General features: G+C 69.1%; 20 protein-coding genes. 9 read left to right on the forward strand and 11 right to left on the reverse strand.

Features of this window, described 5'->3' with window-relative positions; translation table 11 throughout:
- Window positions 1–560: 560 nt before the first annotated feature.
- From AC1RUS_RS11920 to sdhC, 6 genes are all read right to left on the reverse strand, one after another.
- Complete coding sequence (locus AC1RUS_RS11920; protein WP_492916315.1) at window positions 561–881, reverse strand: 2Fe-2S iron-sulfur cluster-binding protein; 321 nt, start codon at window positions 879–881, stop codon at window positions 561–563.
- A 20-nt stretch (window positions 882–901) separates the two neighbouring features.
- Window positions 902–2,122 carry an NAD(P)/FAD-dependent oxidoreductase gene (locus AC1RUS_RS11925; protein WP_492917098.1) on the reverse strand — a complete coding sequence of 407 codons (1,221 nt, stop codon included), beginning with the start codon at window positions 2,120–2,122 and terminating at the stop codon, window positions 902–904.
- A 201-nt stretch (window positions 2,123–2,323) separates the two neighbouring features.
- Window positions 2,324–3,106, reverse strand: coding sequence for a succinate dehydrogenase iron-sulfur subunit (locus AC1RUS_RS11930; RefSeq protein ID WP_492916317.1), 783 nt, complete (start codon window positions 3,104–3,106; stop codon window positions 2,324–2,326).
- A 7-nt stretch (window positions 3,107–3,113) separates the two neighbouring features.
- Window positions 3,114–4,904 carry a succinate dehydrogenase flavoprotein subunit gene (gene sdhA, locus AC1RUS_RS11935; protein WP_492916319.1) on the reverse strand — a complete coding sequence of 597 codons (1,791 nt, stop codon included), beginning with the start codon at window positions 4,902–4,904 and terminating at the stop codon, window positions 3,114–3,116.
- A complete protein-coding gene (gene sdhD, locus AC1RUS_RS11940; RefSeq protein ID WP_492916321.1) occupies window positions 4,904–5,308 on the reverse strand; it encodes a succinate dehydrogenase, hydrophobic membrane anchor protein in 405 nt (134 codons plus the stop codon). The genes sdhA and sdhD overlap by 1 nt, the downstream gene beginning before the upstream one ends.
- A gap of 2 nt (window positions 5,309–5,310) precedes the next feature.
- On the reverse strand, window positions 5,311–5,718 hold the full coding sequence (sdhC, locus tag AC1RUS_RS11945; RefSeq protein WP_492916323.1) for a succinate dehydrogenase, cytochrome b556 subunit: 408 nt from the start codon (window positions 5,716–5,718) through the stop codon (window positions 5,311–5,313).
- A 182-nt stretch (window positions 5,719–5,900) separates the two neighbouring features.
- Here sdhC and AC1RUS_RS11950 point away from each other — a divergent pair, with 182 nt between their 5' ends.
- Window positions 5,901–7,340 carry a sensor histidine kinase gene (locus AC1RUS_RS11950; protein ID WP_492916325.1) on the forward strand — a complete coding sequence of 480 codons (1,440 nt, stop codon included), beginning with the start codon at window positions 5,901–5,903 and terminating at the stop codon, window positions 7,338–7,340.
- A gap of 91 nt (window positions 7,341–7,431) precedes the next feature.
- Here AC1RUS_RS11950 and AC1RUS_RS11955 read toward each other — a convergent pair whose 3' ends face one another.
- Genes AC1RUS_RS11955 through AC1RUS_RS11965 form a run of 3 tightly spaced genes read right to left on the reverse strand, consistent with a single transcriptional unit; the run spans window position 7,432 to window position 10,134 of the window.
- Window positions 7,432–8,043, reverse strand: coding sequence for a GDP-mannose pyrophosphatase (locus tag AC1RUS_RS11955; RefSeq protein ID WP_492916327.1), 612 nt, complete (start codon window positions 8,041–8,043; stop codon window positions 7,432–7,434).
- Window positions 8,044–8,051: 8 nt separating this feature from the next.
- A complete protein-coding gene (gene zapE, locus AC1RUS_RS11960) occupies window positions 8,052–9,170 on the reverse strand; it encodes a cell division protein ZapE (RefSeq protein ID WP_492916329.1) in 1,119 nt (372 codons plus the stop codon).
- A 49-nt stretch (window positions 9,171–9,219) separates the two neighbouring features.
- Window positions 9,220–10,134 (reverse strand): LysR family transcriptional regulator, encoded by a 915-nt coding sequence (locus AC1RUS_RS11965; protein WP_492916331.1) that lies wholly within the window; start codon window positions 10,132–10,134, stop codon window positions 9,220–9,222.
- Window positions 10,135–10,246: 112 nt separating this feature from the next.
- On the opposite strand from AC1RUS_RS11965, the gene AC1RUS_RS11970 reads away from it, so the two are divergent.
- On the forward strand, window positions 10,247–10,990 hold the full coding sequence (locus AC1RUS_RS11970; protein ID WP_492916333.1) for an SDR family oxidoreductase: 744 nt from the start codon (window positions 10,247–10,249) through the stop codon (window positions 10,988–10,990).
- Window positions 10,991–11,011: 21 nt separating this feature from the next.
- On the opposite strand, the gene AC1RUS_RS11975 is transcribed toward AC1RUS_RS11970, so the two are convergent.
- Window positions 11,012–11,308 carry a hypothetical protein gene (locus AC1RUS_RS11975; RefSeq protein ID WP_492916335.1) on the reverse strand — a complete coding sequence of 99 codons (297 nt, stop codon included), beginning with the start codon at window positions 11,306–11,308 and terminating at the stop codon, window positions 11,012–11,014.
- Between the two features lie 429 nt (window positions 11,309–11,737).
- Between AC1RUS_RS11975 and AC1RUS_RS11980 the strand changes: the two genes are divergently transcribed.
- The 7 genes from AC1RUS_RS11980 (at window position 11,738) to trxA (ending at window position 21,694) form a co-directional block, all read left to right on the forward strand.
- Window positions 11,738–12,592 (forward strand): 1-acyl-sn-glycerol-3-phosphate acyltransferase, encoded by an 855-nt coding sequence (locus tag AC1RUS_RS11980; RefSeq protein ID WP_492916337.1) that lies wholly within the window; start codon window positions 11,738–11,740, stop codon window positions 12,590–12,592.
- Entirely contained in the window at window positions 12,589–13,035 is a 447-nt protein-coding gene (gene tsaE, locus AC1RUS_RS11985) for a tRNA (adenosine(37)-N6)-threonylcarbamoyltransferase complex ATPase subunit type 1 TsaE (RefSeq protein WP_492916339.1), read from the forward strand. Before AC1RUS_RS11980 ends, tsaE begins: the two co-directional genes overlap by 4 nt.
- Window positions 13,001–14,113 (forward strand): N-acetylmuramate/N-acetylglucosamine kinase AmgK, encoded by a 1,113-nt coding sequence (gene amgK / locus AC1RUS_RS11990; protein WP_492916341.1) that lies wholly within the window; start codon window positions 13,001–13,003, stop codon window positions 14,111–14,113. The genes tsaE and amgK overlap by 35 nt, the downstream gene beginning before the upstream one ends.
- On the forward strand, window positions 14,110–14,826 hold the full coding sequence (gene murU, locus AC1RUS_RS11995) for an N-acetylmuramate alpha-1-phosphate uridylyltransferase MurU (protein WP_492916343.1): 717 nt from the start codon (window positions 14,110–14,112) through the stop codon (window positions 14,824–14,826). The genes amgK and murU overlap by 4 nt, the downstream gene beginning before the upstream one ends.
- Window positions 14,823–17,792 carry a double-strand break repair protein AddB gene (gene addB, locus AC1RUS_RS12000; RefSeq protein WP_492916345.1) on the forward strand — a complete coding sequence of 990 codons (2,970 nt, stop codon included), beginning with the start codon at window positions 14,823–14,825 and terminating at the stop codon, window positions 17,790–17,792. The genes murU and addB overlap by 4 nt, the downstream gene beginning before the upstream one ends.
- Window positions 17,789–21,250 (forward strand): double-strand break repair helicase AddA, encoded by a 3,462-nt coding sequence (addA, locus tag AC1RUS_RS12005; RefSeq protein WP_492916347.1) that lies wholly within the window; start codon window positions 17,789–17,791, stop codon window positions 21,248–21,250. Before addB ends, addA begins: the two co-directional genes overlap by 4 nt.
- 111 nt (window positions 21,251–21,361) lie before the next feature.
- Window positions 21,362–21,694, forward strand: coding sequence for a thioredoxin (gene trxA, locus AC1RUS_RS12010; RefSeq protein ID WP_035049110.1), 333 nt, complete (start codon window positions 21,362–21,364; stop codon window positions 21,692–21,694).
- A 69-nt stretch (window positions 21,695–21,763) separates the two neighbouring features.
- Here trxA and AC1RUS_RS12015 read toward each other — a convergent pair whose 3' ends face one another.
- Window positions 21,764–21,874, reverse strand: coding sequence for a hypothetical protein (locus AC1RUS_RS12015; protein ID WP_492916349.1), 111 nt, complete (start codon window positions 21,872–21,874; stop codon window positions 21,764–21,766).
- Between the last annotated feature and the right edge of the window lie 4 nt (window positions 21,875–21,878).

Genomic DNA, 21,878 nt, shown 5'->3' on the forward strand with positions numbered 1-21,878 from the left:
CGATGTCGGCGGAGGCGGCTATCTATCCAACCTCGAATTCCGTGTCAAATCGTTTTTTTCAAAACTTTCCGACTTTCGCCGCCGAGCCAGTTTTTCAACCGATCCAGCAGAGCCGGCAGCTTCTAAAGAAGCTACCAAATCCAGTCAACCATTTTCTTTGAAGAAATCTTCTTAGAAACAACTGACTAGACTTAACATCGCGCCGCTGAATTCTTGCGAACACTTGGCGGCGATGCCGGAGCGGCGCTTCTAGAGAAGCTCCATTCCGAAGTCAACCAACTCTTTTCGGCGATTTCAAAACCCGGAAACCGGGGAGTGAAAAGGCAAAAGGATGAACCAGGGCCGCCGAGGCCGCCCTCTGAATGGTGCATCACCGAGTCGATTGAGGCGCGGAAACTAGCGAAGCAATTCGGACTAAGCAAGCGCCCTTTCGGGAACCAACTTCGTCCGGGCGCGATGCGTTTCCGAGCGAGGGGCGGATTTAGGCCTCGCCATCCGACATGGCAACCCCCGCGTGACGATATAACGACGCTTTTTGGACGGCGTCGTTAACGCCGTCCTTAGTGCTGGCTTTCCGGCAGCCGCACGACCAGGCCGTCGAGGGTGTCCGACACCTTGATCTGGCACGACAGGCGGCTGTTGGGCTCGACGTTCTCAGCGAAGTCCAGCATCGACTCCTCCATGGCGGACTTCTCGCCGGTCTTGTCGAGCCAGGCGTCGTCCACATAGACGTGGCAGGTGGCGCAGGCGCATGCGCCGCCGCAATCGGCGTCGATGCCCGGCACGTTGTTCTTCACCGCGCCTTCCATGACCGTCAGGCCCGGCTTCACGTCGATGACGTGTTCGGCGCCGTCGTGCTCGATATAGGTGATCTTGGCCATCAGTTCCCCTTTGGGCGGCTTCAGGCCGCCACGTCCTTCATGGATATCGTCGTATCGGTGAGCTTGCCCACCGACACCGGCGTACGCTTGGCGATCAATTGCTTGCCCGCCATGAATTCGGGCGGCGCGTTGACCGCCTCCACCGCCTGGATCAGGTCGCCCTTCATATGGAAGACGGCGAACCTGGCGGCGGCGACATCGCCGCGCACCACGATGTGGTCGGCGTCGAACGGCAGGCCGGCGATCTGGAGCTTCAGGTCATACTGATCCGACCAGAACCACGGCACTTCCGGAACGGGTCCGGCGCGGCCGACGATGGCGGCGGCGGCCTGCTTGGCCTGCTCCAGCGCATTGGGCACGCTTTCCAGGCGGAACTGGCGCTCATAGAGCGGCAGCGGCCGATGGCTGACGTCGCCGATCGCGAAGATCTTCGGATCGCTTGTGCGCGCCTCCAGATCCACGACCACGCCGTTGACGCATTCCAGGCCCGCGTCCTTGGCCAGTTCGTCATTGGGAATGGCGCCGACGCCCACGAGGACGACGTCGCAGGCGACAACCCGGCCGTCGGAGAACTTCACGCCCGTGACACGGCCGTCCCGGCCCTCGAAGGCCTCGACCCCGGCGTTGAGTTCGAAGGCGACGCCCTTGGCGCGGTGATAGTCCTGGAAGAAGGATGACAGCGCGTGGCAGGCGACCCGGGCCAGCACCCGCTCCTCGCGCTCGATGATCATGGCGTGGGCGCCCAGAGCCCGGGCCGAGGCCGCCGCCTCCAGGCCGACATAGCCGCCGCCGACCACGGCCAAGCGCTTGTCGGGGCCCAGCGCGTTCTTCAGCAGCTCGGCGTCGGCGGCGGTGCGCAGGGCCAGGACGCCCTTCAGGTCGGCGCCGGGGATCGGCAGCATCCGCGCGCGGGCGCCGGTGGCCAGGATCAGATAGCCGTACGGAAGGATCTCGCCCGAGGCCAGGGTGACGGTCTGGTCGGCGCGATCGATGCGCGTGACCACGCCGCCGAGGCGCAAGGACACGTTGGCCTCTTCATACCACTCGGCGGGCTTGAGGGAGAGCGACTCGGCGTCGGCCTCGCCCTTCAGCCAAGCCTTGGACAGCGGCGGGCGTTGATAGGGCAGGAGCGGCTCGTCGCCGATGAGGGTGATCGGACCCGTATGGCCGTACTGACGCAGGAACGCGGCCGCCGACCCGCCGGCGTGACCGGCTCCGACAATGACAACGCGCGCGTTCAGATCGCCCGGCTCGACTGCGTTCAAGGACGCGCCCTCCCTTTCGTCAAAAATGACGGCGGCGTCACCTTTTGGCAAGCACCTTGAGCGCGGTCACCGTCATCGAACGGATACGGCGTTTTGAGCGTACGCCACACGTCTTAGTTCTAAGGCCCTCGCCCACCGATCAAACGGGAGTGAGGGCCTTGATCGGAAGCCGGTGCGTCAGACGACGCGCTCGACCATCATCTTCTTGATCTCGGCGATCGCCTTGGCCGGGTTCAGGCCCTTGGGGCAAACCTGGGCGCAGTTCATGATCGTGTGGCAGCGATAGAGCTTGAACGGATCCTCGAGCTGGTCGAGGCGGTCGCCGGTCGCTTCGTCGCGGCTGTCGATCAGCCAGCGATAGGCGTGCAGCAGGGCCGCCGGGCCCAGATACTTGTCGCCGTTCCACCAGTAGCTGGGGCACGAGGTCGAGCAGCAGGCGCAGAGGATGCACTCATAGAGGCCGTCCAGCTTCAGACGGTCTTCCGGGCTCTGCTTCCACTCGGTCTGCGGCTCGGGGGTGTCGGTGTGCAGCCAGGGCTCGACCGAGGCGTACTGCGCGTAGAACAGCGTCAGGTCCGGGATCAGGTCCTTGACCACCGGCGCGTGCGGCAGCGGGGCGATCTGCACGGCCTTGCCGGGCACTTCGGCCCAGCCGTGGGTGCAGGCCAGGGTGTTGCGGCCGCCGATGTTCATCGAGCACGAGCCGCACACCCCTTCCCGGCACGACCGGCGGAAGGCCAGCGTCGGGTCGATGGTGTTCTTGATATAGAGCAAGGCGTCCAGGACCATCGGGCCCACGGCGTCCATGTCGACGTCGTAGGTGTCCCAGCGCGGATTGCCGCCCGCCTCGGGATCGTAGCGATAGATCTTGAAGGTCTTGACCTTCTTGGCCCCCGCGGGCGCCGGCCAGTGCTTGCCGGCCTTGACCTGGGAGTTCTTGGGAAGCGTAAGCTCGACCATAGGACCCTCAATAAACCCGTGCTTTGGGCGGGATGTAGGCGATGTCGTCCGACATCGTGTAGCTGTGGACCGGGCGGTAATCGATCTTCACCTTGCCGGTGCCGACGTCGAGCCAGGCCAGGGTGTGCTTCATCCACTCGCCGTCGTTGCGATCGCCGAAGTCTTCCCGGGCGTGGGCGCCGCGGCTTTCGGTGCGGTTGACCGCGCCGTTCACCGTGACGACCGCCTGGCCGATCAGGTTGTCGAACTCGAGGGTTTCCATCAGGTCGGTGTTCCACACCAGACCCCGGTCGGAGACCTTGATGTCGGCCTTCTTGGCCCACACCGCGTCCAGACGACGAACGCCGCTTTCCAGGCTTTCGCCGGTGCGGAACACGGCGGCGTCTTCCTGCATGGCCTTCTGCATTTCCAGACGCAGGCTCGCGGTCGTCTGCGTGCCGTTGGCGTTGCGGAAGCCGTCGAAGCGATCCAGATGCGGCTGGGTCTGGCTGTCCTTCAGTTCCGGTTGCTTGGCGCCGGGCTTGAGGATCTCGGCGCAGCGCAGCGCGGCCGCGCGGCCGAACACCACCAGGTCGATCAGGGAGTTCGAGCCCAGGCGGTTGGCGCCGTGCACCGAAACGCAGGCGGCCTCGCCCACGGCCATCAGGCCGGGGATCACCTGGTCGGGGTTGCCGTCCACCTTGGTGACGACTTCGCCGTAGAAGTTCGTGGGGATGCCGCCCATGTTGTAGTGGACGGTCGGCAGAACCGGGATCGGGGCCTTGGTCACGTCGACGCCGGCGAAGACCTTGGCGGTCTCGGAGATGCCGGGCAGGCGCTCGTGCAGGATCTTCGGATCCAGGTGATCCAGGTGCAGGAAGATGTGGTCCTTGTTGGGGCCCACGCCGCGGCCTTCGCGGATCTCGATGGTCATGGCCCGGCTGACCATGTCGCGCGGGGCCAGGTCCTTCACGGACGGCGCATAGCGCTCCATGAAGCGCTCGCCCTCCGAGTTGGTCAGATAGCCGCCCTCGCCGCGGGCGCCTTCGGTGATCAGGCAGCCGGCGCCGTAGATGCCGGTGGGGTGGAACTGCACGAACTCCATGTCCTGCAGCGGCAGGCCGGCGCGCAGCGCCATGGCGTTGCCGTCGCCCGTGCAGGTGTGGGCCGAGGTGGCCGAGAAGTAGGCGCGGCCGTAACCGCCGGTGGCCAGGATCACCATCTGGGCCTGGAAGCGGTGCAGGGTGCCGTCGTCGAGCTTCCAGGCGGTGACGCCCCGGCACACGCCGCCTTCGTCCATGATCAGGTCGAGGGCGAAGTACTCGATGAAGAACTCGGTGTCGTGGGCCAGGGACTGGCCGTACATCGTGTGCAGCATGGCGTGACCGGTGCGGTCGGCCGCCGCGCAGGTGCGCTGGATCGGGCCTTCGCCGTAGTTCTTGGTCATGCCGCCGAAGGCGCGCTGATAGATCTTGCCCTCGGCCGTGCGCGAGAAGGGCACGCCCCAGTGCTCGAGCTCATAGACGGCGGCCGGCGCGTTACGCGTCAGATATTCGATGGCGTCCTGGTCGCCCAGCCAGTCCGACCCCTTGACGGTGTCGTACATGTGCCAGCGCCAGTCATCCTGGCCCATGTTGCCGAGCGAGGCCGAGATGCCGCCTTGCGCCGCGACGGTGTGCGAGCGGGTCGGGAACACCTTGGTGACGCAGGCAGTCTTCAGACCGGCCTGGGCGCAGCCGAGCGCGGCGCGGAGGCCCGAGCCGCCGGCGCCGACGACGACGACGTCGAACTTGTGATCGATGAACTTGTAGGCCGACATCAGAAGGCTCCGGTGAGGGCGACCTTCAGGATCGAGAAGACCCCCAGGGCGCCGCTGAGCACGCAGACGAAAACGTTCAGGATGACCAGAGCGCTCTTGGTCGTGAACTTGTGGATGTAGTCCTCGATCACGACCTGGATCGCGCCCTGCAGGTGGACCAGGGCGGTCACCAGCAACAGGGCCAGCAGCACGGCGTTGATCGGGCTGGAAAGCCACACGGCCGCGCCCTCGAAGTCGCCGGCCGCTAGCTTCAGGCCGGCGAACACGCCCCACAGGGACAGCGGGATCAGGGCCAGGCCCGAAACGCGCTCGGTGATGAAGTGGCTGACGCCGTGGCGAGCGGCGCCCATGCCGCGAGCCCGCGACAGCGGGGTGCGGAAACGTTCGGAGTGGGTCTCGGCCATGATCAGAGCGCTCCCGTGGCGGCGGCGATCACCCAGGTGACGATGGTGGCGACCACCGCGAAGGCGATCGCGGTCGCGCCCGTCAGGTCGGCGGTCTTCGGCGCGAAGCCGACGCCGGCGTCCCAGAAGGCCTGGCGGATCGTGTAGGCGATGTTGAAGAACACGGCGAAGGTCAGGCCCAGCAGGACCAGCTTGCCGATCAGCGAGCCCAGCAGGCCCGCATAGAGCGCGTAGGCGTCCGGGCCGAGGGCCAGGGACAGCGCCCAGCCGGCCAGGATCACCGCGCCGACATAAAGGCCGACCACGCAGCCGCGGTGCAGGATCGAGCAGGCCATGGTGATATGCCAACGCCACACCTGCAGGTGCGGCGACATCGGGCGCTCAGGCAGCCCCCGGCTCGTGTCGGTCATGAGAGGTCCAACCCCAGTAGCCTTTGTGCGTTGCGGGATGCTTTTAAGCGTGACGGCGGGGGTGTCAACGAAACCGCCCTTGTTGAGAAACGTTCTCACGGTCGCACGGGTTGACGGGATTGGAACCTATAAAGCCAAGCTGGCATTGTGATGCCAGTGACGCGCGGGGGAGGCGCGCCTTGATGCGTGATCCGATCGATTTCCAGACTGTGTTCGACCGGATCCCGAGTCCGTACATGATGCTGGACCGCGAGTTTCGCTTCGTCGCCGCCAATCGCGCCTATCTCGCCACCGTCGCCCGCGCCTGGTCGGAGCTGGAAGGCCTGGACATGTTCGAGGCCTTTCCGTCCGACGGGGAAAGCCGGAGGATCCTGGAAGGCTCGCTGATCCGGGCCCGCGACAGCGGCCAGGTCGATATGCTGCCGCTGATCCAGTACGCCATCCAGCGCCCCGCCCATCTGGGCGGAGGGTTCGAGGACCGGATCTGGAGCGCCACCCACACGCCGATCGCCGGCGAGAACGGCGAGACCCTCTATATTCTCCAGCACACCCAGGACGTGACCGAGATCCAGCGGCTCAAGGACGTGGCCTTCGGCGGGCGCGCGCCCGTGGCGGCGGCCATGCTGGGCGATGACGTCCTGCGGCGGGCCGAGACCGTCCAGGCCCAGAGCCTGCAACTGCGCCAGCTGTTCATGCAGGCCCCCAGCTTCATGGCGGTTCTGCGCGGCCCGGACCACGTGCTGGAGCTGGTCAACAACGCCTATCTGCAGCTGATCGGCCATCGCGACGTGGTCGGCCTGCCGCTGGGCCATGCCCTGCCCGAGGTGGTGGAGCAGGGGTTCGTGGCGCTGCTGGACACCGTGCGCACCACCGGCGAGGCCTTCGTCGGCCGCCAGATCAAGGTCGTGCTGCAACGCGATCCCGGCGGCGCGCCCGAGGAGCGCTATCTCGACTTCATCTATCAGCCGATCATCGAGGACGACGGCGAGGTGTCCGGCGTCTTCGTCGAGGGCGCCGACGTCAGCGACCGGGTGCGGGCCCAGGAGCGCCAGCGCCTGCTGGTCGACGAGCTGAACCACCGCGTGAAGAACACCCTGGCCACTGTCCAGGCCATCGCCCAGCAGACCCTGCGCAGCGCGACGACGCCGGAGCGGTTCGCCGAGGCCTTCGAGTCGCGGCTGCTGGCCCTGTCCAAGACCCACAACGCCCTGACCGACAGCCACTGGACCGGCGCAGGCCTGCGCCAGATCCTGTGGCAGGAGCTGAGCCCCTATGGCTCCGAGCGGGTGCTGATCCAGGGCCCCGACGTCCAGCTGTCGGCGCGCCTGGCCCTCGCGCTGGGCATGGTGTTCCACGAACTGGCCACCAACGCCGCCAAGTACGGCGCCCTGTCGGGCGGCGGGCGCCTGCGGGTGACCTGGGCGGTCGACGACGCCGACGACCTGACCCTGGAATGGCGCGAAAGCGGCGGACCTCCGGCCTCTCCGCCCGCCAAGCGCGGCTTCGGCTCACGGCTGATCGAGCGCAGCATCACCGGCGAACTTCAGGGCCGGATCGCGGTCGACTACGCAGACACCGGCCTGGCCTGCCGCTTCACCGTGCCTTTGGCGCGGGAGCCTTAAGGTCGGTCAGGGTTTCGCTTCACGATATGAGACGCCCGCCTCTTTAAAGCTCCGCCATTCCCGCCCCTGTGGCGGGAATGGCGGAGGGAAATTAGGGGGCGATGTGCGTTCGATTGCTCCCTAAGCGCAGCACGTTCAGCGCCAGGTGCTGCAACAGCATGATGGTCTTGGCGTCGCGGATGCGGCCGTCGGCGATCATGGCCAGGGCCTCGTCGATGGTGGGCTCCACGACCTCGATGTCTTCGCCCTCGTCGGGATGGCCGCCGCCGTCGCCGATGCGCATGGCCGCGTCGTATTCGGCCACGAAGAAGTGCAGAATCTCGGTCACCGAGCCGGGGCTCATGAAGGCCTCGAAGACCTTGCGGACCTCGCCGAGGCGATAGCCCAGCTCCTCCTCGACCTCGGCGCGGATGCGCACTTCCGGCTCGGCGTCGTCCAGCAGGCCGGCGGCCGCCTCGATCAGCAGGTCGTCATAGCCGTTGACGAAAGCCGGATAGCGGAACTGCCGCACCAGCAGGACGGTGCGCCGTTCCAGATTGTAGGGCAGCAGCACCGCCCCGTTGCCGCGGTCGTAGTGCTCGCGGGCTTGCGTCTGCCAGGTCCCGTCCCGACGCTTCCAGTCGAAGGTCGTCGTCTTCAGGACGTACCAGTTGTCCGACAGCAGCTTGGTCTCGCGCACGCGGACGCGGTCTTGAACGCTCATGGCGGCTCCTAGTCCCGTACGCGGGCGACATAATCGGCGGATCGCATCTCCTGCAGGCGCGAGACCGTGCGCTCGAACTCGAACGAGCCGTCACCGGCAGGATACAGCGCCTCGGGCTCGGCGTCGGCCAGGGCCACCAGCTTGGCGTCGGCCTCATAGAGCGCGTCGATCAGGGTGTTGAACCGCTTGGCCGCGTCGCGCCGCTCGGGCGTCAGGCGCGGGACGTCTTCCAGGAAGATGGTGTGGAAGCGTTCGGCGATGGCCAGGTAGTCCTGCGGGCCCAGGGCCTGCTGGCACAGGCTGGCGAAGGACGAGCGCAGCAGGCCGCCGGCCACGCGCGGCAGGCGCATCTTGCGGCCCAGCACCTCCAGCGTCGCGCCGGTCTCGGGCGCGCCGTCCAGCATGTCGGCCCACAGATGCTCGAACTCGGCCTGGCGGGCCTTGTCGTTGGGCGACAGCCAGGTGCGGGCGGCGCGCAGGCGGTCAAGGCGGAAGTCCACCGGCCCGCGCACGGCCACGACGTCCAGGGCGGTCTTCAGCATCTCGATGAAGGGCACGAACAGCTGGCGGTTCAGGCCGTCCTTGTAGAGGTCGTCCGGAGGCCGGTTGCTGGTGGCCACCAGCGTGACGCCCTGGGCGAACAGCGCTTCGAAGAGGCGCCCCAGGATCATGGCGTCGGCGATGTCGGTGACCTGCAGCTCGTCGAAGCACAGCAGCCGGGCCTGGCCGGCGATCAGGTCGGCGGTCGGGACGATCGGGTCGTCGCCCTTGTGCTGGCCGAAGCGCGCCTTGCGCTCGGCTGCGTCGCCCTTGCGCCAGGCGTCGATGTGGGCGTGGACCTCGGCCATGAAGGCGTGGAAGTGGATGCGGCGCTTGCGGGCGACGGGAGCGGACTCGAAGAACAGGTCCATCAGCATGGACTTGCCGCGCCCGACCGGTCCCCAGAGATAGACGCCGCGCTGGCTCTTGGGCTTGCGGCCGAACAGCGAGAAACCGGGCTCGCCGGCCGAGTCCAGGTCGGCCTCCAGCCGTGACAGGGCGTCGACGGCGGCGGCCTGGGCGGCGTCGGGACGGATCTCGCCCTGGGCCAGGCGCTCGCGATAGGCGGTGCGGAGTGAAGTCGGCATCGGGATTGCGGTTAGCGCGGTACGGCTGGGAGGGAAAGAGGCCGCAACGTCAACCGCCGCGCTCCGCCGCCCGAAGCCGGCGGCTCATGAAGTCGACGAAGGCCCGCAGCGGGGCCGACGCGCCCAGGCGGCTGGGATAGTAGAGTCGCCAGCTGGTCTCGCCGGCCAGGTAGTCGTCCAGCACCCGCTCCAGCCGTCCGGTCGCGACATGTTCGGCCACCTGGGTCTCCGGACCGTAGGCCAGGCCCATGCCGTCGATCGCCGCCTGCCGCAGCAGGTCGAAATCGTTGATGCTCAGCGGCCCGTCGACCGCGACGTCGAATTCCTGGCCGTTCTCGGCGAACTCCCAGCGATAGTTCCGACGGCGCGTGATCTGGTGGATGTTGAGGCAGGGAAAGTCCTTCAGATCATGGGGATGGCCCGGCCGCCCGATGCGATCCAGCAGCGCCGGGGCGGCGAACACGCAGAACCGGAACGGCTTGGAGACCCGCACGGTGACCATGTCTGGCGCGATCATCTCGCCCAGGCGCACGCCGACGTCGAAGCCGTCCTCGATGATGCTGACCGAGACGTCGTCGACCACCACTTCCAGCTTCACGTCGGGATAGGCGCGCGAGAACTCGGCCACCACCGGGGACAGCACCATGGTCATGGCGCCGCGCGACAGGGTCACCCGCACCACGCCCGCCGGCCCTTCCCCCAACGACCGCGCCGAGGCGGTGGCGGCCATGACGCCCTCGACGGCCGGCTTGACGCCGTCGAGGAAGCGGCGGCCGGCTTCGGTCAGACCCACCTCACGGGTGGTGCGGGCCAGCAGGGTCACGCCCAGACGGGCTTCCAACTGCTTGATCGTGTGGCTGACGGAGGCCGCGGTCACGCCAAGGTCGCCGGCCGCCACGGTGAAACTGCGTCGCCGCGCCACCGCTGCGAAGGCGACGACGCCGTCCATCAGGTCGCGTTGCAATTATCAAATCCTGCTTGAAAGTCTGTTGAGACTATCAAGGATTATCACTGACGCTTCAAAAGCGCATCTCCTTGTCACCGGGACAGGCCCGGCAACGACAGGAGATTTCCAGATGTCCGCCAATATCGAAAACAAGGTCGTGGTCATCACCGGCGCCAGCAGCGGCCTGGGCGAAGCCACCGCTCGCCATCTCGCCGCCAAGGGCGCCAAGCTGGTGCTGGGCGCGCGCCGCCTCGACCGCCTCGAGGCTCTGGTCGCCGAGATCCGCGCCGCCGGCGGCCAAGCCGTCGCCCGCCAGACCGACGTCACCGTCAAGCTCGAGGTCGAGGCCCTGATCGCCGCTGGCGTCGAGGCCTTCGGCCGCGTGGACGTGATGGTCAACAACGCCGGCCTGATGGCCATCGCCCCGATATCGGCGGGCGCCACCGACGAGTGGGACCGGATGATCGACATCAACATCAAGGGCCTGCTGTACGGCGTCGCCGCCGCCCTGCCGGTCTTCGAGGCGCAGGGCTCGGGCCAGTTCGTCAACATCTCGTCGATCGCCGGCCGCAAGGTCTTCAGCCCGGGCGGCACGGTCTACAGCGGCACCAAGTTCGCCGTGCACGCCATTTCGGAAGGCCTCCGGCACGAGGTGGGCTCCAAGATCCGAGTGACGGTGATCTCGCCCGGCGGCGTAAACACCGAACTCAAGCACGGCAGCTCGGACGCCGAGTCCCTGAAGAACCTGGACGCGTTCTACGAGATCGCCATCGGCTCGGACGCCATCGCCCGCGCCATCGCCTACGCCGTCGAGCAGCCGGCCGATGTCGACGTCAGCGAGATCGCCGTCCGTCCGACCGCTCAGGACTTCTAGGAAGCCTCAAGGGGGCGGGTTTCAGCTCGCCCCCAGCTCCTTGCGCACGAAGCGATAGGTCTCGCGCCGTTCGCAGGCGCAGGCCCGCATCTGGCCGTCCTTGGTCCACCAGACCATCAGCGGCCAGGCGAACTTGACGCCATTGTCCTTCAGCAGCGGGATCAGCTTTTCGACATTGGCGCGGCCGGCCTCGACCACCGCCGTGCGGGCGATGTCGCCGTCGGCCGGCTTGATGCCCGGCGCGGTCCAGGCTTCGACCGGGGTGGCGTCCCAGCGCTCGGCCAGGGCCCAGCTGCGGTTGACCCACAGCTCGGCCACCGTGGCCCGTCGACTTCGGCACGCCGTTCTTCTCGGCCCGGGCCACCTCGATCACCCGGGTGTCGACGCCCGCTTCATGCAGCTTCGGAAACTCCTCGGCCTTGAACCGCACGCAGTCGGGGCAGGTGCGGAAGCTGACCATGTAGAACTTGGGCCCCGGCAGGTTCGGCGACACCCAGCCGGACTCCTGCAGGATCTTGGCGATCTCGGCCTGGTGCTTGGTGATGGTCTTGGGCCGCCAGCGCAGCTCAAGGTTCCAATAGCCGTAGACGCCGGCCCCGATCGCGACCAGGACCAGCAGGGCGATCAGCCCCCGCACGAACTTTTTCATTCCAGCGCTCCCTTGGCGACGCGGACCCTAGGCTCGGCCGCCGCGACGCGCCCGTCAAATTTCCTGACACGGATCACAACGCCTCCTAAGCTCGTCGGATGCTCAAGGTCTCCGAGCTCGGCCCCGCGCCGCACATCGTCGACACCCTGATCGCCGAGCGCGCGCCCCGGCTGACCGGCGCGGCGCTGTGGCCGCTGGTCCGCCCGCCGCTGCATGCCCTACTGGGCTACGCCAAGGCCCGCGCCATGGTCGACGCCATCGCCGACAGGGGCGGCCGCGCGGCGCTGGAGCACGTCTCGGCCCTGCTGGCCCTGAAGGTTTCGGTTCGCGGCCTGGAGAACCTGCCCCCGGCGGGCCGCGTGGTGATCGTCGCCAACCACCCGACCGGCATCGCCGACGGTGTGGCGGTCTATGACGCCCTCAAGGCCAGGCGGCCCGATCTCGTCTTCTACGCCAACGCCGACGCCCATCGGGTCTGTCCGCGCTTCGACGAGGTGCTGATCCCGGTCGAATGGGTGGAGGCCAAGCGCAGCCGCGAGCGCATGCGGCTGACCTTGCAGATGACCCGCGAGGCCGTGGAGGCCGATCGCGCGCTGATGGTGTTCCCGGCCGGACGCCTGGCGACGCGCGACGCCGAGGGCCGGCTGACCGATCCGCCCTGGGCGACCTCCGCCGTCTCCATCGCCCGCAAGTACGACGCGACCATCGTCCCGATCCATGTCGCCGGCCCGTGGTCGACCCTGTTCCACCTGTTCGACAAGCGCTCGCGAGAGCTGCGTGACATCACCCTCTTCCATGAGCTGCTGAACAAGACCGGCCGCCGGTTCGATCTGATCGTCGGCCGGCCCGTCGATCCGGCGAGCCTGCCCGCCGACACGGGGGAAGCCACGGACGTCTTGAAACGCTATGTGGAGCGCGTTCTCCCCGACCAGCCCGAGGGATCGCTGACTTGAACGCCATCCGCCTCGAAAACGAGGCCGCCACCCAGGACCTGGGCCGCGCCCTGGCCTGCGCCCTGCAGCCCGGCGACGCCCTGTGCCTGACAGGGCCGCTGGGCGCCGGCAAGTCGACCCTGGCCCGCGCCCTGATCCGCGCCCTGACCACGCCCGACGAGGAGGTCCCCAGCCCGACCTTCACCCTGGTGCAGTTCTACGAGACCGCCGCATTCCCCTTGGCCCATTTCGACCTCTACCGCCTAAGCGATCCCGACGAAGCCTATGAGATCGGCCTGGACGAGGCCCTGGAGGGGGGCGTGGCGCTGATCGAGTGGCCGCAGAAATTGGAAGGGCGTTTGCCGCCGACTCGGCTCGATATAGACATCGCCCTCGACGGCGACGCGCGACGCGTCACGATCACCCGGCATGGCGAGTTTGAAGGACGCACCCTTGAGTTCTGAGCGCGAGACGGCCAAGGCCGCGTTCCTGTCGGCCCACGGCTATGGCGACGTCCGCCGCGAGAGCCTGGGCGGCGACGCCTCGACCCGCAGCTACGAGCGCCTGCATCGCGAGGGCGGCGTCAGCTTCATATTCATGGACCAGCCGCCCTCGGTCGAGACCGCGCCCTGCCCGCCCGAAGCGACGCCGGCCGAACGCGCCGCCCTCGGCTACAACGCCCTGGCCCGCCTGGCCGCCGGCCGGGTGGACGCCTTCATCGCCTGCGCCGGCTGGCTGAACGCCCAGGGCCTGTCGGCGCCCAAGGTGCTGGCCGCCGATCCGGGCGCCGGCCTGGCCGTGTTGGAGGACCTCGGCGACGACCTTTATGCCCGCCTGATCGAGACCGGGACCGACGAGGGCCCACTCTATGACGCCGCCATCGACGGCCTGCTGGCCCTGCACGCCGCCCCGACCCCGAGCGTGCTGGACTTCGACGGTTCGACCTGGCCGCTGCTGACCTATGACGACCTGGCCCTGAAGACCGCCCACGACATCTTCACCGAGTGGCAGCCCAAGTTCCGCGACGTCGCCTTCGACGATGCGGCGCTCGCGGACTGGGAAGCCATCTGGGCGCCGATCCGCGCCAAGGGCGAGGCGAACGCCAGGGTGTTCTGCCATCGCGACTATCACGCCGAGAACCTGATCTGGCTGCCGGCGCGCGACGGCGCGGCCAAGGTCGGCCTTCTCGACTTCCAGGACGCCGTCCTGGCCCATCCGGCCTGGGACCTGTCGATGCTGCTGCACGACGCCCGCCGCACGGTGTCGCCGCAGCGCGAAGCCGCCAGCCTCGATCGCTATCTGGCCGCCCGCCCCGAGCTGGACCGCACCGCCTTCCTGGCCGACTACCACGCGCTGGGGGCGCTCAACATCATCCGGATCCTTGGCATCTTCGCCCGCCTGGTGACCCGCGACGGCAAGCCCCGCTACGCCGACTTCATTCCTCGGCTGTGGACCTATCTGGACGCCTGCTTCGCCGATCCGGCGCTGAAGAACCTCAAGGCCTGGTTCGACGCCCACGTCCCGGCGGAGGCTCGCCGATGAACGCTCCCAAGATCGCAATGGTGTTGGCCGCGGGCCTGGGCACCCGCATGCGCCCGCTCACCGACGACCGGCCCAAGGCCCTAGTCGAGGTTGGCGGCCGGGCCCTGATCGACCACATGCTGGACCGCCTGGTCGAGGCCGGGGTCGAGACCGCCGTGGTCAATGTCCACTACTTCGCCGACCTGGTCGAAGCCCATCTGGCCGCCCGTCAGGCCCGAGGCCTCGCGCCCCGCATCGTCATCTCCGACGAGCGCCCGCAGGCGCTGGAGACCGGCGGCGGCGTCAAGCAGGCCCTGCCGCTGCTGGGCGATGGCCCGGTCTGGGTGGCCAATATCGACTCCGTCTGGATCGAGAGCGGCGCCCCCGCCCTCGACGCCGTCGCGGCGGCCTGGGATCCGGAGCGGATGGACGTCTGCCTGATGCTGGCCTCGACCGCCGGTTCGCTGGGCTTCCATGACAGCGGCGACGTGTTCCTGAACGACGGCGTGGTGCGCTTCAAGAATCCCGGCGAGCCCGCGCCGCTGGTCTATGTCGGCGTCCACATCTGCAAGCCGGCCATCACGGCGGACGGTCCCGAGGGTCCGTTCTCGCTGCTGCCGATCTGGAAGGGCCTGGCCGCCAACCACCGTGTGCACGGCGTCTCGCCCGAGGGCTTGTGGATGCATGTCGGCGACCCCGGCGCGCGCGACCTCGCCGAGGCCAAGCTGAAATGACCTTCGGCGGCCCCTTCGACCGAGACGGGCCGCGCTGGTTCTCGATCCCGGCCCACCGTCCGTTCGTGGACGATCTGGCCCGGGGTTTCCTGGCGGCGCTGGCGCATATGGGTCCCGAGGCCCTGCCCCGCGCCACCCTGCTGACCCCGACGCGTCGCGGGGCCCGCGCCGTGGCCGACGCCCTGCTGGCCGCCAGCGACGGCAAGGCCCTGCTGCTGCCGCAGATCCGCCCCCTGGGCGACCTGGACGAGGGCGAGCCGCCGTTCGAGCCGGGCGACCTGGCCCTGGACCTGCCGCCGGCCATCGCCTCACGCCGCCGGCGGTTCGAGCTGGCGCGGATCGTGGTCGACCATGCCGACCTCCTGACCTTCACCCCCGGCGCCTCGCAAGCGCTGGAGATGGCCAAGGCGTTGTCGGACTTCTTCGACAGCTGCCGAATCGAGGAAATCGACACCGACGGCAAGCTCGACGGCCTCGCCGACGGCGACCTGGCCCAGCACTGGCAGGTTTCCGCGCGGTTCCTGAAAGCCGTGCTGGCCGCCTGGCCCAAGCGGCTGGAAGAACTGGGCCTGATCGACGTCGCCGACCGCCGCGTGCTGCTGCTGCGCGCCCTGGCCGAGCGCTGGAAAGAGCATCCGCCGAGCGAGGTGCTGGTCGCCGCCGGCTCGACCGGCACGGCGCCGGCCACCGCCGACCTGCTGCGCGTGGTCGCCGCCGCCCCATTGGGCGCGGTCGTGCTGCCGGGCCTCGACGAAGACCTGGCCGAAAGCGCTTGGGACAAGGTCGGCGAGCAGCATCCGCAGGGCGCCATGCGCCGCCTGCTGGACCGCGCCGGGATCACCCGCGCCGATGTCCGTCCCTGGTTCCCCTCCGCCGACAGCCGGGGCCGCTGGCGCCGGCGGATCGTCAACGAGGCCCTGCGCCCAGCCGAGGCCACCGCCGACTGGCTGGCCCAGATCGACAGCCTGCGCGCCGAGGCCCCCGAGCTCGACCCGGTCGCCGAAGGGCTGAAAGGCCTGTCGCTGATATCGGCCCGCACGGAGGAAGAAGCCGCCAGCGCCTGCGCCTTGCTGCTGCGCGAGGCCCTGGAAGATCCCAACCGCACCGCCGCCCTGGTCACGCCCGACCAGACCCTGGCCCGCCGGGTCAATGCCCGCCTGCTGCGCTGGGGCGTGATCCCCGACAGCTCGGCCGGCGCGCCCCTGGCCGCCAGCCCGGCCGCGATCCTGGCCCAGCACCTCGCCGGCCTGGTCGCCGATCCGCTGGACCCCGTGCGCCTGCTGGCCCTGGCCAAGCATCCGTTGGTGCATGTCGACGATGACCTCTCGGCCGCGACGACGCTGGAGCTGAAGGGCCTGCGCGGCCCCGCGCCGCGTTCGGCGGACGCTCTGCTCAAGCGGCTGGACGAGCACCCAAACGCCCGCACCCTCGCCCAGCGCCTGCTGGCCGCCGTCGCCCACGCCGGCGCGCCCTATGTCGACGAACTGGCCCCGCCGTCGAAAGCGGCGTTGGCCCTGACCGAAGCGCTGGAGGCCCTGACCGGCCCGGACCGCCTGTGGATCGGCCAGGCCGGCGAGTGCCTGGGTTCCCTGCTCTCGGCCCTGATCGAGGACGGCGTCGTTTTGCCCGACGCCAAGCCGCAGGCCTTCGCCGACATCCTCAACCGCCTGGTCAACGAGGAGACCTTGCGGGTCGGCGGCGCCACTCATCCCCGCCTGCGGATCCTGGGGGCCATTGAGGCCCGTCTGGTGCGCGCCGACCGGCTGGTGTTGGCGGGGCTGGAGGAAGGGATCTGGCCGCAGGGCGCGCCGATCGACCCGTTCCTGTCGCGTCCGATGCGCGAGAAGCTGGGCCTGCCGCCGCCCGAGCGCCGGGTCGGCCTGACCGCCCACGACTTCGCCCAGGCCGCCAGCGCGCCCGACGTCATCCTGGTCCATTGCGAGCGACGCGGCGGCGCGCCCGCCGTCGAGTCCCGCTGGCTGTGGCGGCTGAAGACCCTGGCCGGCGGCGCGGACCTGAAGCTGCCGCAACGCCAGGACGCCCTGGACTGGGCCCGCGCCCTCGACGCGCCGGGGACCTACGCGCCCTACGCCCGCCCGGCCCCGACCCCGCCGGTCGCCGACCGCCCGCGCCGCATGGCCGTGACCCGCGTCGAAGCCCTGACCCGCGACCCCTACGCCGTCTGGGCGCGCGACATCCTCAAGCTCTATCCGCTGGAACGCCCCGACGAACCGGTCGAGGCGAGGGCGCGCGGCACCGCCATTCACGCGGCGTTCGAGAAGTTCTCTCTGGACCATTCGGGTCCGGTGCCGGCCAACGCCGCCGCCATCTTCGAGGCGCTCTACATGAGCGAGCTGGTCTCGGCCGGCATGCCGCCGACGGCTCTGGCCCGCGAGCGTGCCCTGGCCCGGGAGGCCGCCGCCTGGGTCGCCGACTGGGAGCGCGACCGCCGCGCCCGGGCCGAGCGGATCATCGTCGAGGCCGAAGGCCGACTGACCTTCCCGATCAACGGCCAAGACTTCACCCTGACCGCCAAGGCTGATCGGCTGGAGCCCACCGCCGACGGCCTAGCCCATATCCTCGACTACAAGACCGGCGCCGCGCCGAGCAAGAAGCAGGTCGAGTCCGGCTTCTCGCCGCAGCTGACCCTGACGGCGGCGATCCTGCTGAACGGCGGCTTCCCGGATCTGCCGGGCCGTAAGCCCGGCGACCTGACCTATGTCCGCGTCACGGGCCGCAAGCCGGCGGGCCTCGAGGAAGTGCGGGTCACGGCCGCCGACAGCGAACACGCCGCCTTCCAGGCTCTGGACGGTCTGCGCACCCTGATCACCCGCTACGACGACCCGGCCCAGCCCTATCGCTCACGCACCGCCCCGCAGTTCGTGAAGGACCACCCGGGTGACTACGCCCACCTGGCGCGGGTGTTCGAGTGGTCCACCAGCGGCGACGATGGGGAGGGCGAATGACCGCCCTCGATCCCCAGCGCGTCGCCGCCGATCCGGCGATCAGCGCCTTCGTCACCGCCAACGCCGGCTCAGGCAAGACCAAGACCCTGATCGACCGGGTGGCGCGCCTGCTGCTGAACAGGACTAAACCCGAAGCCGTCCTTTGCGTGACCTACACCAAGGCCGCGGCGGCCGAGATGCAGAGCCGCCTGTTCCAGCGCCTCGGCAAGTGGTCGGTCACGGCGGACGCGGACTTGCGCAAGGAGCTCTCGGACCTGGTGGGCGAGCCTGACGCGGTCTTTGACGCCAAAAAGCTTTCTGAAGCCCGCGCGCTGTTCGCCCAGGCCCTGGAAACCCCCGGCGGCCTGAAGATCCAGACCATCCACGCCTTCTGCGAAAAGCTGTTGCGGCGCTTCCCGCTGGAGGCCGGGGTGTCGCCGGGCTTCGTGGTCATGGACGACTCGGCCGGCGCCGCCGTGGCCCGCGCGGCCCGCCGCACGGTGGCGGCCTATGTCGACACCCACGACGACGCCTATGCCGTGGCCTATGCGCGGTTCTCGGTGGCCTTGGACTTCGCGGCCTTCGAGTCGATGTTCGGCACGTTCGAGATCCGGCGCGGGGCGATCGCCGACTATCTGGCGCGGCACGGCGGCCTCTCCGGCGCGATCGAGGACGTCTGGCGGGTCTGTGGGTTCGACGAGCCGACAGATCCCCAAGCGGTCGCCGCCGAGGCGATGGACGAGATGGATCCCGATCTCTGGGAAGCCTGCGCCAGCCTCTTGGAATCCAGCGGCAAGGCCCGCGACACCGAGCACGCCGCTCGTCTGCGCGTCACCCTCGCCACACGGGATTTCGACGACGCCCTCTGCGCCCTGTTCACCGACAAGGAAGACCCTCGCAAGCACCTGCAGACCACCACGACCTTCAAGGCGCGGGAGGATTTGCGCGAGGCGCTGCTGGAGGAAACCGACCGGTTGTCCTTCGTCCGCCAGCAGGTTCGCGCCGCCGGCGTGGCGCATGACACGGCCGGGGCCCTGCGGCTGGCGGCGCTGTATATCCTGGCCCACGCCAACGAGAAGGCGTCACGCGGCGCGCTGGACTTCACCGACCTGATCGACCACGCCAAGGTGCTGCTGACCGAGAAGGTCGACGCGGCCTGGGTGCTCTACAAACTGGACGGCGGGGTCGATCACATCCTGCTCGACGAGGCCCAGGACACAGCGCCTGACCAGTGGGCGATCTTGCGGGCCCTGACCGCCGACTTCTTCGCCGGAGCCGGCGCGGGCGGTTGGCGCAAGACCCGCGACGAGCGGACCCTGTTCGTGGTCGGCGACGAGAAGCAGTCGATCTACTCGTTCCAGGGCGCCGATCCGCAGCGGCTGCTGATCGAGACCCAAGGCTACATCGCCCAGATCGAGGCCGTCGGCCGGGTGGGCATGGGCGTGCCGCTGACCGTCTCGTACCGCTCAACCCGCGAGGTCTTGAGCTTCGTCGACGCCCTGTTCTCCGATCCCGCCACCCGCGAGGGCGTGCCCCCGCCGGCCGGCGAGGACGTGGTGCGTCACCAACCCTTCCGCACCGACGGTCCCGGCTGCGTCGACCTGTGGCCGCTGACCCGCGAGCGCCCCGGCGAGGAGCGCGACGCCTGGGAGGCGCCGCTGGACGCCGAGACCGAGCACAGCGCCAACCGCCGCCTGGCCGAGGCCATCGCCGCCGAGATCAAGGGCATTCTCGATCGCGGCGACGAGGTCCACGACAAGGAGACGAAGCAGCGCCGCGCCGCCCACGCCGGCGACATCCTCATTCTCGTCCGCCGCCGCAAGGTGTTGTTCGAGGAGATCATCCGCGCCCTGAAGCGGCGGAACGTGCCGGTGGCCGGCGCCGACCGCCTGTCGCTGTCGGCCCATATCGCCTTCGACGACCTGCTGGCCTTGGGCCGGTTCGTGCTGTTCCCCGACGATGACCTGACCCTGGCGGCCCTGCTGAAGAGCCCGTTCTGCGCGTTGACCGACGAGGACGTCTACGCCCTGGCCAAGGGTCGCAAGGCGACGCTGTGGTCGGTGCTGTCGGCGCGCGCCGACGAGGATCCGCGCTGGACGGCCGCCCGCGACCTGTTGAGCTGGGCGCTGGTCGAGGGCTGCAAGCGCCAGCCGTTCGAGTTCTTCGCCACCCTGCTGGGCAAGGTCGACGGCGCCGGCGTGTCCAACCGCGCCAAGGTGCTGACCCGCCTGGGCGGCGAGGCCGATGAGGCGCTGGACGAGTTCCTGGCCCAGGTGATGGACGCCGAGCAGCGCAACATCCGTGACCTGGAGGCCCTGGTCGCCGACTTCGCTGCGCTGGACATCATCGTCAAGCGCGAGATGGAAGGCGCCCGCCGCGAGGTGCGGGTGATGACCGCTCACGGCTCCAAGGGGCTGGAGGCGCCGATCGTCTTCCTGCCCGAGACCACGGTGAAGCGCGGTGCGGGCGGCTCGCCGTTGCTGGCCACCGAGGATGGCGGGGTGCTGTGGTCGACCGGAAAGTCTTCGGACTGCGCCGCCTCGACCGCCGCCCGCGAGCTGCGCGACAAGAAAGAGGCCGAGGAGGCCCTGCGGCTCTATTACGTGGCCCTGACGCGAGCGCGGGACCGGCTGGTGCTGTGCGGTCGCATCGACGCCCGCACCAAGGACGAGAACGTCGGCGGCTGGTACGCGGCGGCCAAGGCAGCCTTCGCCCATGCCGACATCGCCCCCGACGTCCGCGAGATCGACGATCCGGACGCGCCGATCCTGCGCTACGGACCTGATCCCAAGACCCTGCCGCGCGAGGCCGAAGCGCTGGTCGCTGCCGCGCCCCTGCCCGCCTGGGCCACCGGTCCCGCCAAGCCCGAACCGGCCACCGCTCGCTACGCCGCCCCGTCGCGGATCGAGGACGAGGCCGACAGCCGCGCTCCGGCGCCGTCGCCCCTGGCCAAGGTGGAGGGCTTGGGTCGCTATCGGCGCGGCGAGATCATTCACCGGCTGCTGCAGATCCTGCCCGACGTCGCCCCGGCCGAGCGCCGCGTGGCGGGCGTTCGCCTGCTGGCCGCCGAGCGCGATCTCTCCGACGACCAGCGCATTGAGATGGCGGCGGCCGCGTTCGGGGTGCTCGAGGACGACCGCTTCGCCGCCGTGTTCGGCCCTGGCTCGCGGGCCGAGGTGGCGCTGGCCGGGACCAGCCCGCTGCTGCCCAAAGGCCTGGCGATCTCGGGCCGGGTCGACCGGCTGGTGGTGACGGCCGAGCGCGTGCTGGTCGTCGATTACAAGACCAACCGCCCGGCGCCGGCCAGCATCGAGAACGCCGACCAGGCCTATCTGGCCCAGATGGCGGTCTATGTGGCGGTGCTGCGCGAGGTGTTCCCCGACCGTCCGGTCGAGGCGGCCCTGGTGTGGACGGACGGTCCCAAACTGATGCCGGTTCCAGAAAAGGTGATGTCCGACGCGCTGCGGCGGATCGGCTAGGGCGTTGCCGGGAACGTCCCCGGCGCCTACATCTTCTTCAAGCGCTCGCGACGACTCGCGGGCTTTTCTTATTCCGCGCCGGTCAGACGGCGCCCTGATGGAGCAAACGACATGAGCACCGTGACGGTGACCGACGAATCCTTCGAACGCGACGTGCTGCAGGCCGACGGCCCCGTGCTCGTCGACTTCTGGGCCGAATGGTGCGGTCCCTGTAAGCAGATCGCTCCGGCCCTGGAGCAGATCTCCGAGGAGCTCGCCGATCACGTGACCGTGGCCAAGGTCAATATCGAGGACAGCCCCACGACCCCGTCGCGCTACGGCGTGCGCGGCATCCCGACCATGATGCTGTTCCGCGGCGGCCAGATGACCTCGATGAAGGTCGGCGCCATGCCCAAGCAGAAGATCCTGGAATGGCTCAACGAGGCCGGCGTCCAGCCCGCCTGAGCCCTTTAGGCTTTTGATGAGATCCAGCCGCCCACTCCGCCGACGCGGGGTGGGCGGTTTGGTGTCTGGCTACTTCTTGGCCGACGTGACGATGAACGGCGAGACCGACTCCGGCGCGGCCTTCTTGTCGGCCTTCGGTTTGCGGACTTCCTTGTTGGACTTCTTCTGACCCTTGGCCATTGGC

Source organism: Caulobacter sp. GW821-FHT10F06, from assembly GCF_058809215.1.

What these genes read in the sequence shown, in the direction of transcription:
- AC1RUS_RS11920 (WP_492916315.1), bottom strand. Translation starts at nt 881, where the DNA reads ATGGCCAAGATCACCTATATCGAGCACGACGGCGCCGAACACGTCATC.
- AC1RUS_RS11930 (WP_492916317.1), bottom strand. Translation starts at nt 3,106, where the DNA reads ATGGTCGAGCTTACGCTTCCCAAGAACTCCCAGGTCAAGGCCGGCAAG.
- sdhA (WP_492916319.1), bottom strand. Translation starts at nt 4,904, where the DNA reads ATGTCGGCCTACAAGTTCATCGATCACAAGTTCGACGTCGTCGTCGTC.
- sdhD (WP_492916321.1), bottom strand. Translation starts at nt 5,308, where the DNA reads ATGGCCGAGACCCACTCCGAACGTTTCCGCACCCCGCTGTCGCGGGCT.
- sdhC (WP_492916323.1), bottom strand. Translation starts at nt 5,718, where the DNA reads ATGACCGACACGAGCCGGGGGCTGCCTGAGCGCCCGATGTCGCCGCAC.
- AC1RUS_RS11950 (WP_492916325.1), top strand. Translation starts at nt 5,901, where the DNA reads ATGCGTGATCCGATCGATTTCCAGACTGTGTTCGACCGGATCCCGAGT.
- AC1RUS_RS11955 (WP_492916327.1), bottom strand. Translation starts at nt 8,043, where the DNA reads ATGAGCGTTCAAGACCGCGTCCGCGTGCGCGAGACCAAGCTGCTGTCG.
- zapE (WP_492916329.1), bottom strand. Translation starts at nt 9,170, where the DNA reads ATGCCGACTTCACTCCGCACCGCCTATCGCGAGCGCCTGGCCCAGGGC.
- AC1RUS_RS11970 (WP_492916333.1), top strand. Translation starts at nt 10,247, where the DNA reads ATGTCCGCCAATATCGAAAACAAGGTCGTGGTCATCACCGGCGCCAGC.
- AC1RUS_RS11980 (WP_492916337.1), top strand. Translation starts at nt 11,738, where the DNA reads ATGCTCAAGGTCTCCGAGCTCGGCCCCGCGCCGCACATCGTCGACACC.
- amgK (WP_492916341.1), top strand. Translation starts at nt 13,001, where the DNA reads ATGGCGAGTTTGAAGGACGCACCCTTGAGTTCTGAGCGCGAGACGGCC.
- murU (WP_492916343.1), top strand. Translation starts at nt 14,110, where the DNA reads ATGAACGCTCCCAAGATCGCAATGGTGTTGGCCGCGGGCCTGGGCACC.
- addB (WP_492916345.1), top strand. Translation starts at nt 14,823, where the DNA reads ATGACCTTCGGCGGCCCCTTCGACCGAGACGGGCCGCGCTGGTTCTCG.
- addA (WP_492916347.1), top strand. Translation starts at nt 17,789, where the DNA reads ATGACCGCCCTCGATCCCCAGCGCGTCGCCGCCGATCCGGCGATCAGC.
- trxA (WP_035049110.1), top strand. Translation starts at nt 21,362, where the DNA reads ATGAGCACCGTGACGGTGACCGACGAATCCTTCGAACGCGACGTGCTG.
- AC1RUS_RS12015 (WP_492916349.1), bottom strand. Translation starts at nt 21,874, where the DNA reads ATGGCCAAGGGTCAGAAGAAGTCCAACAAGGAAGTCCGCAAACCGAAG.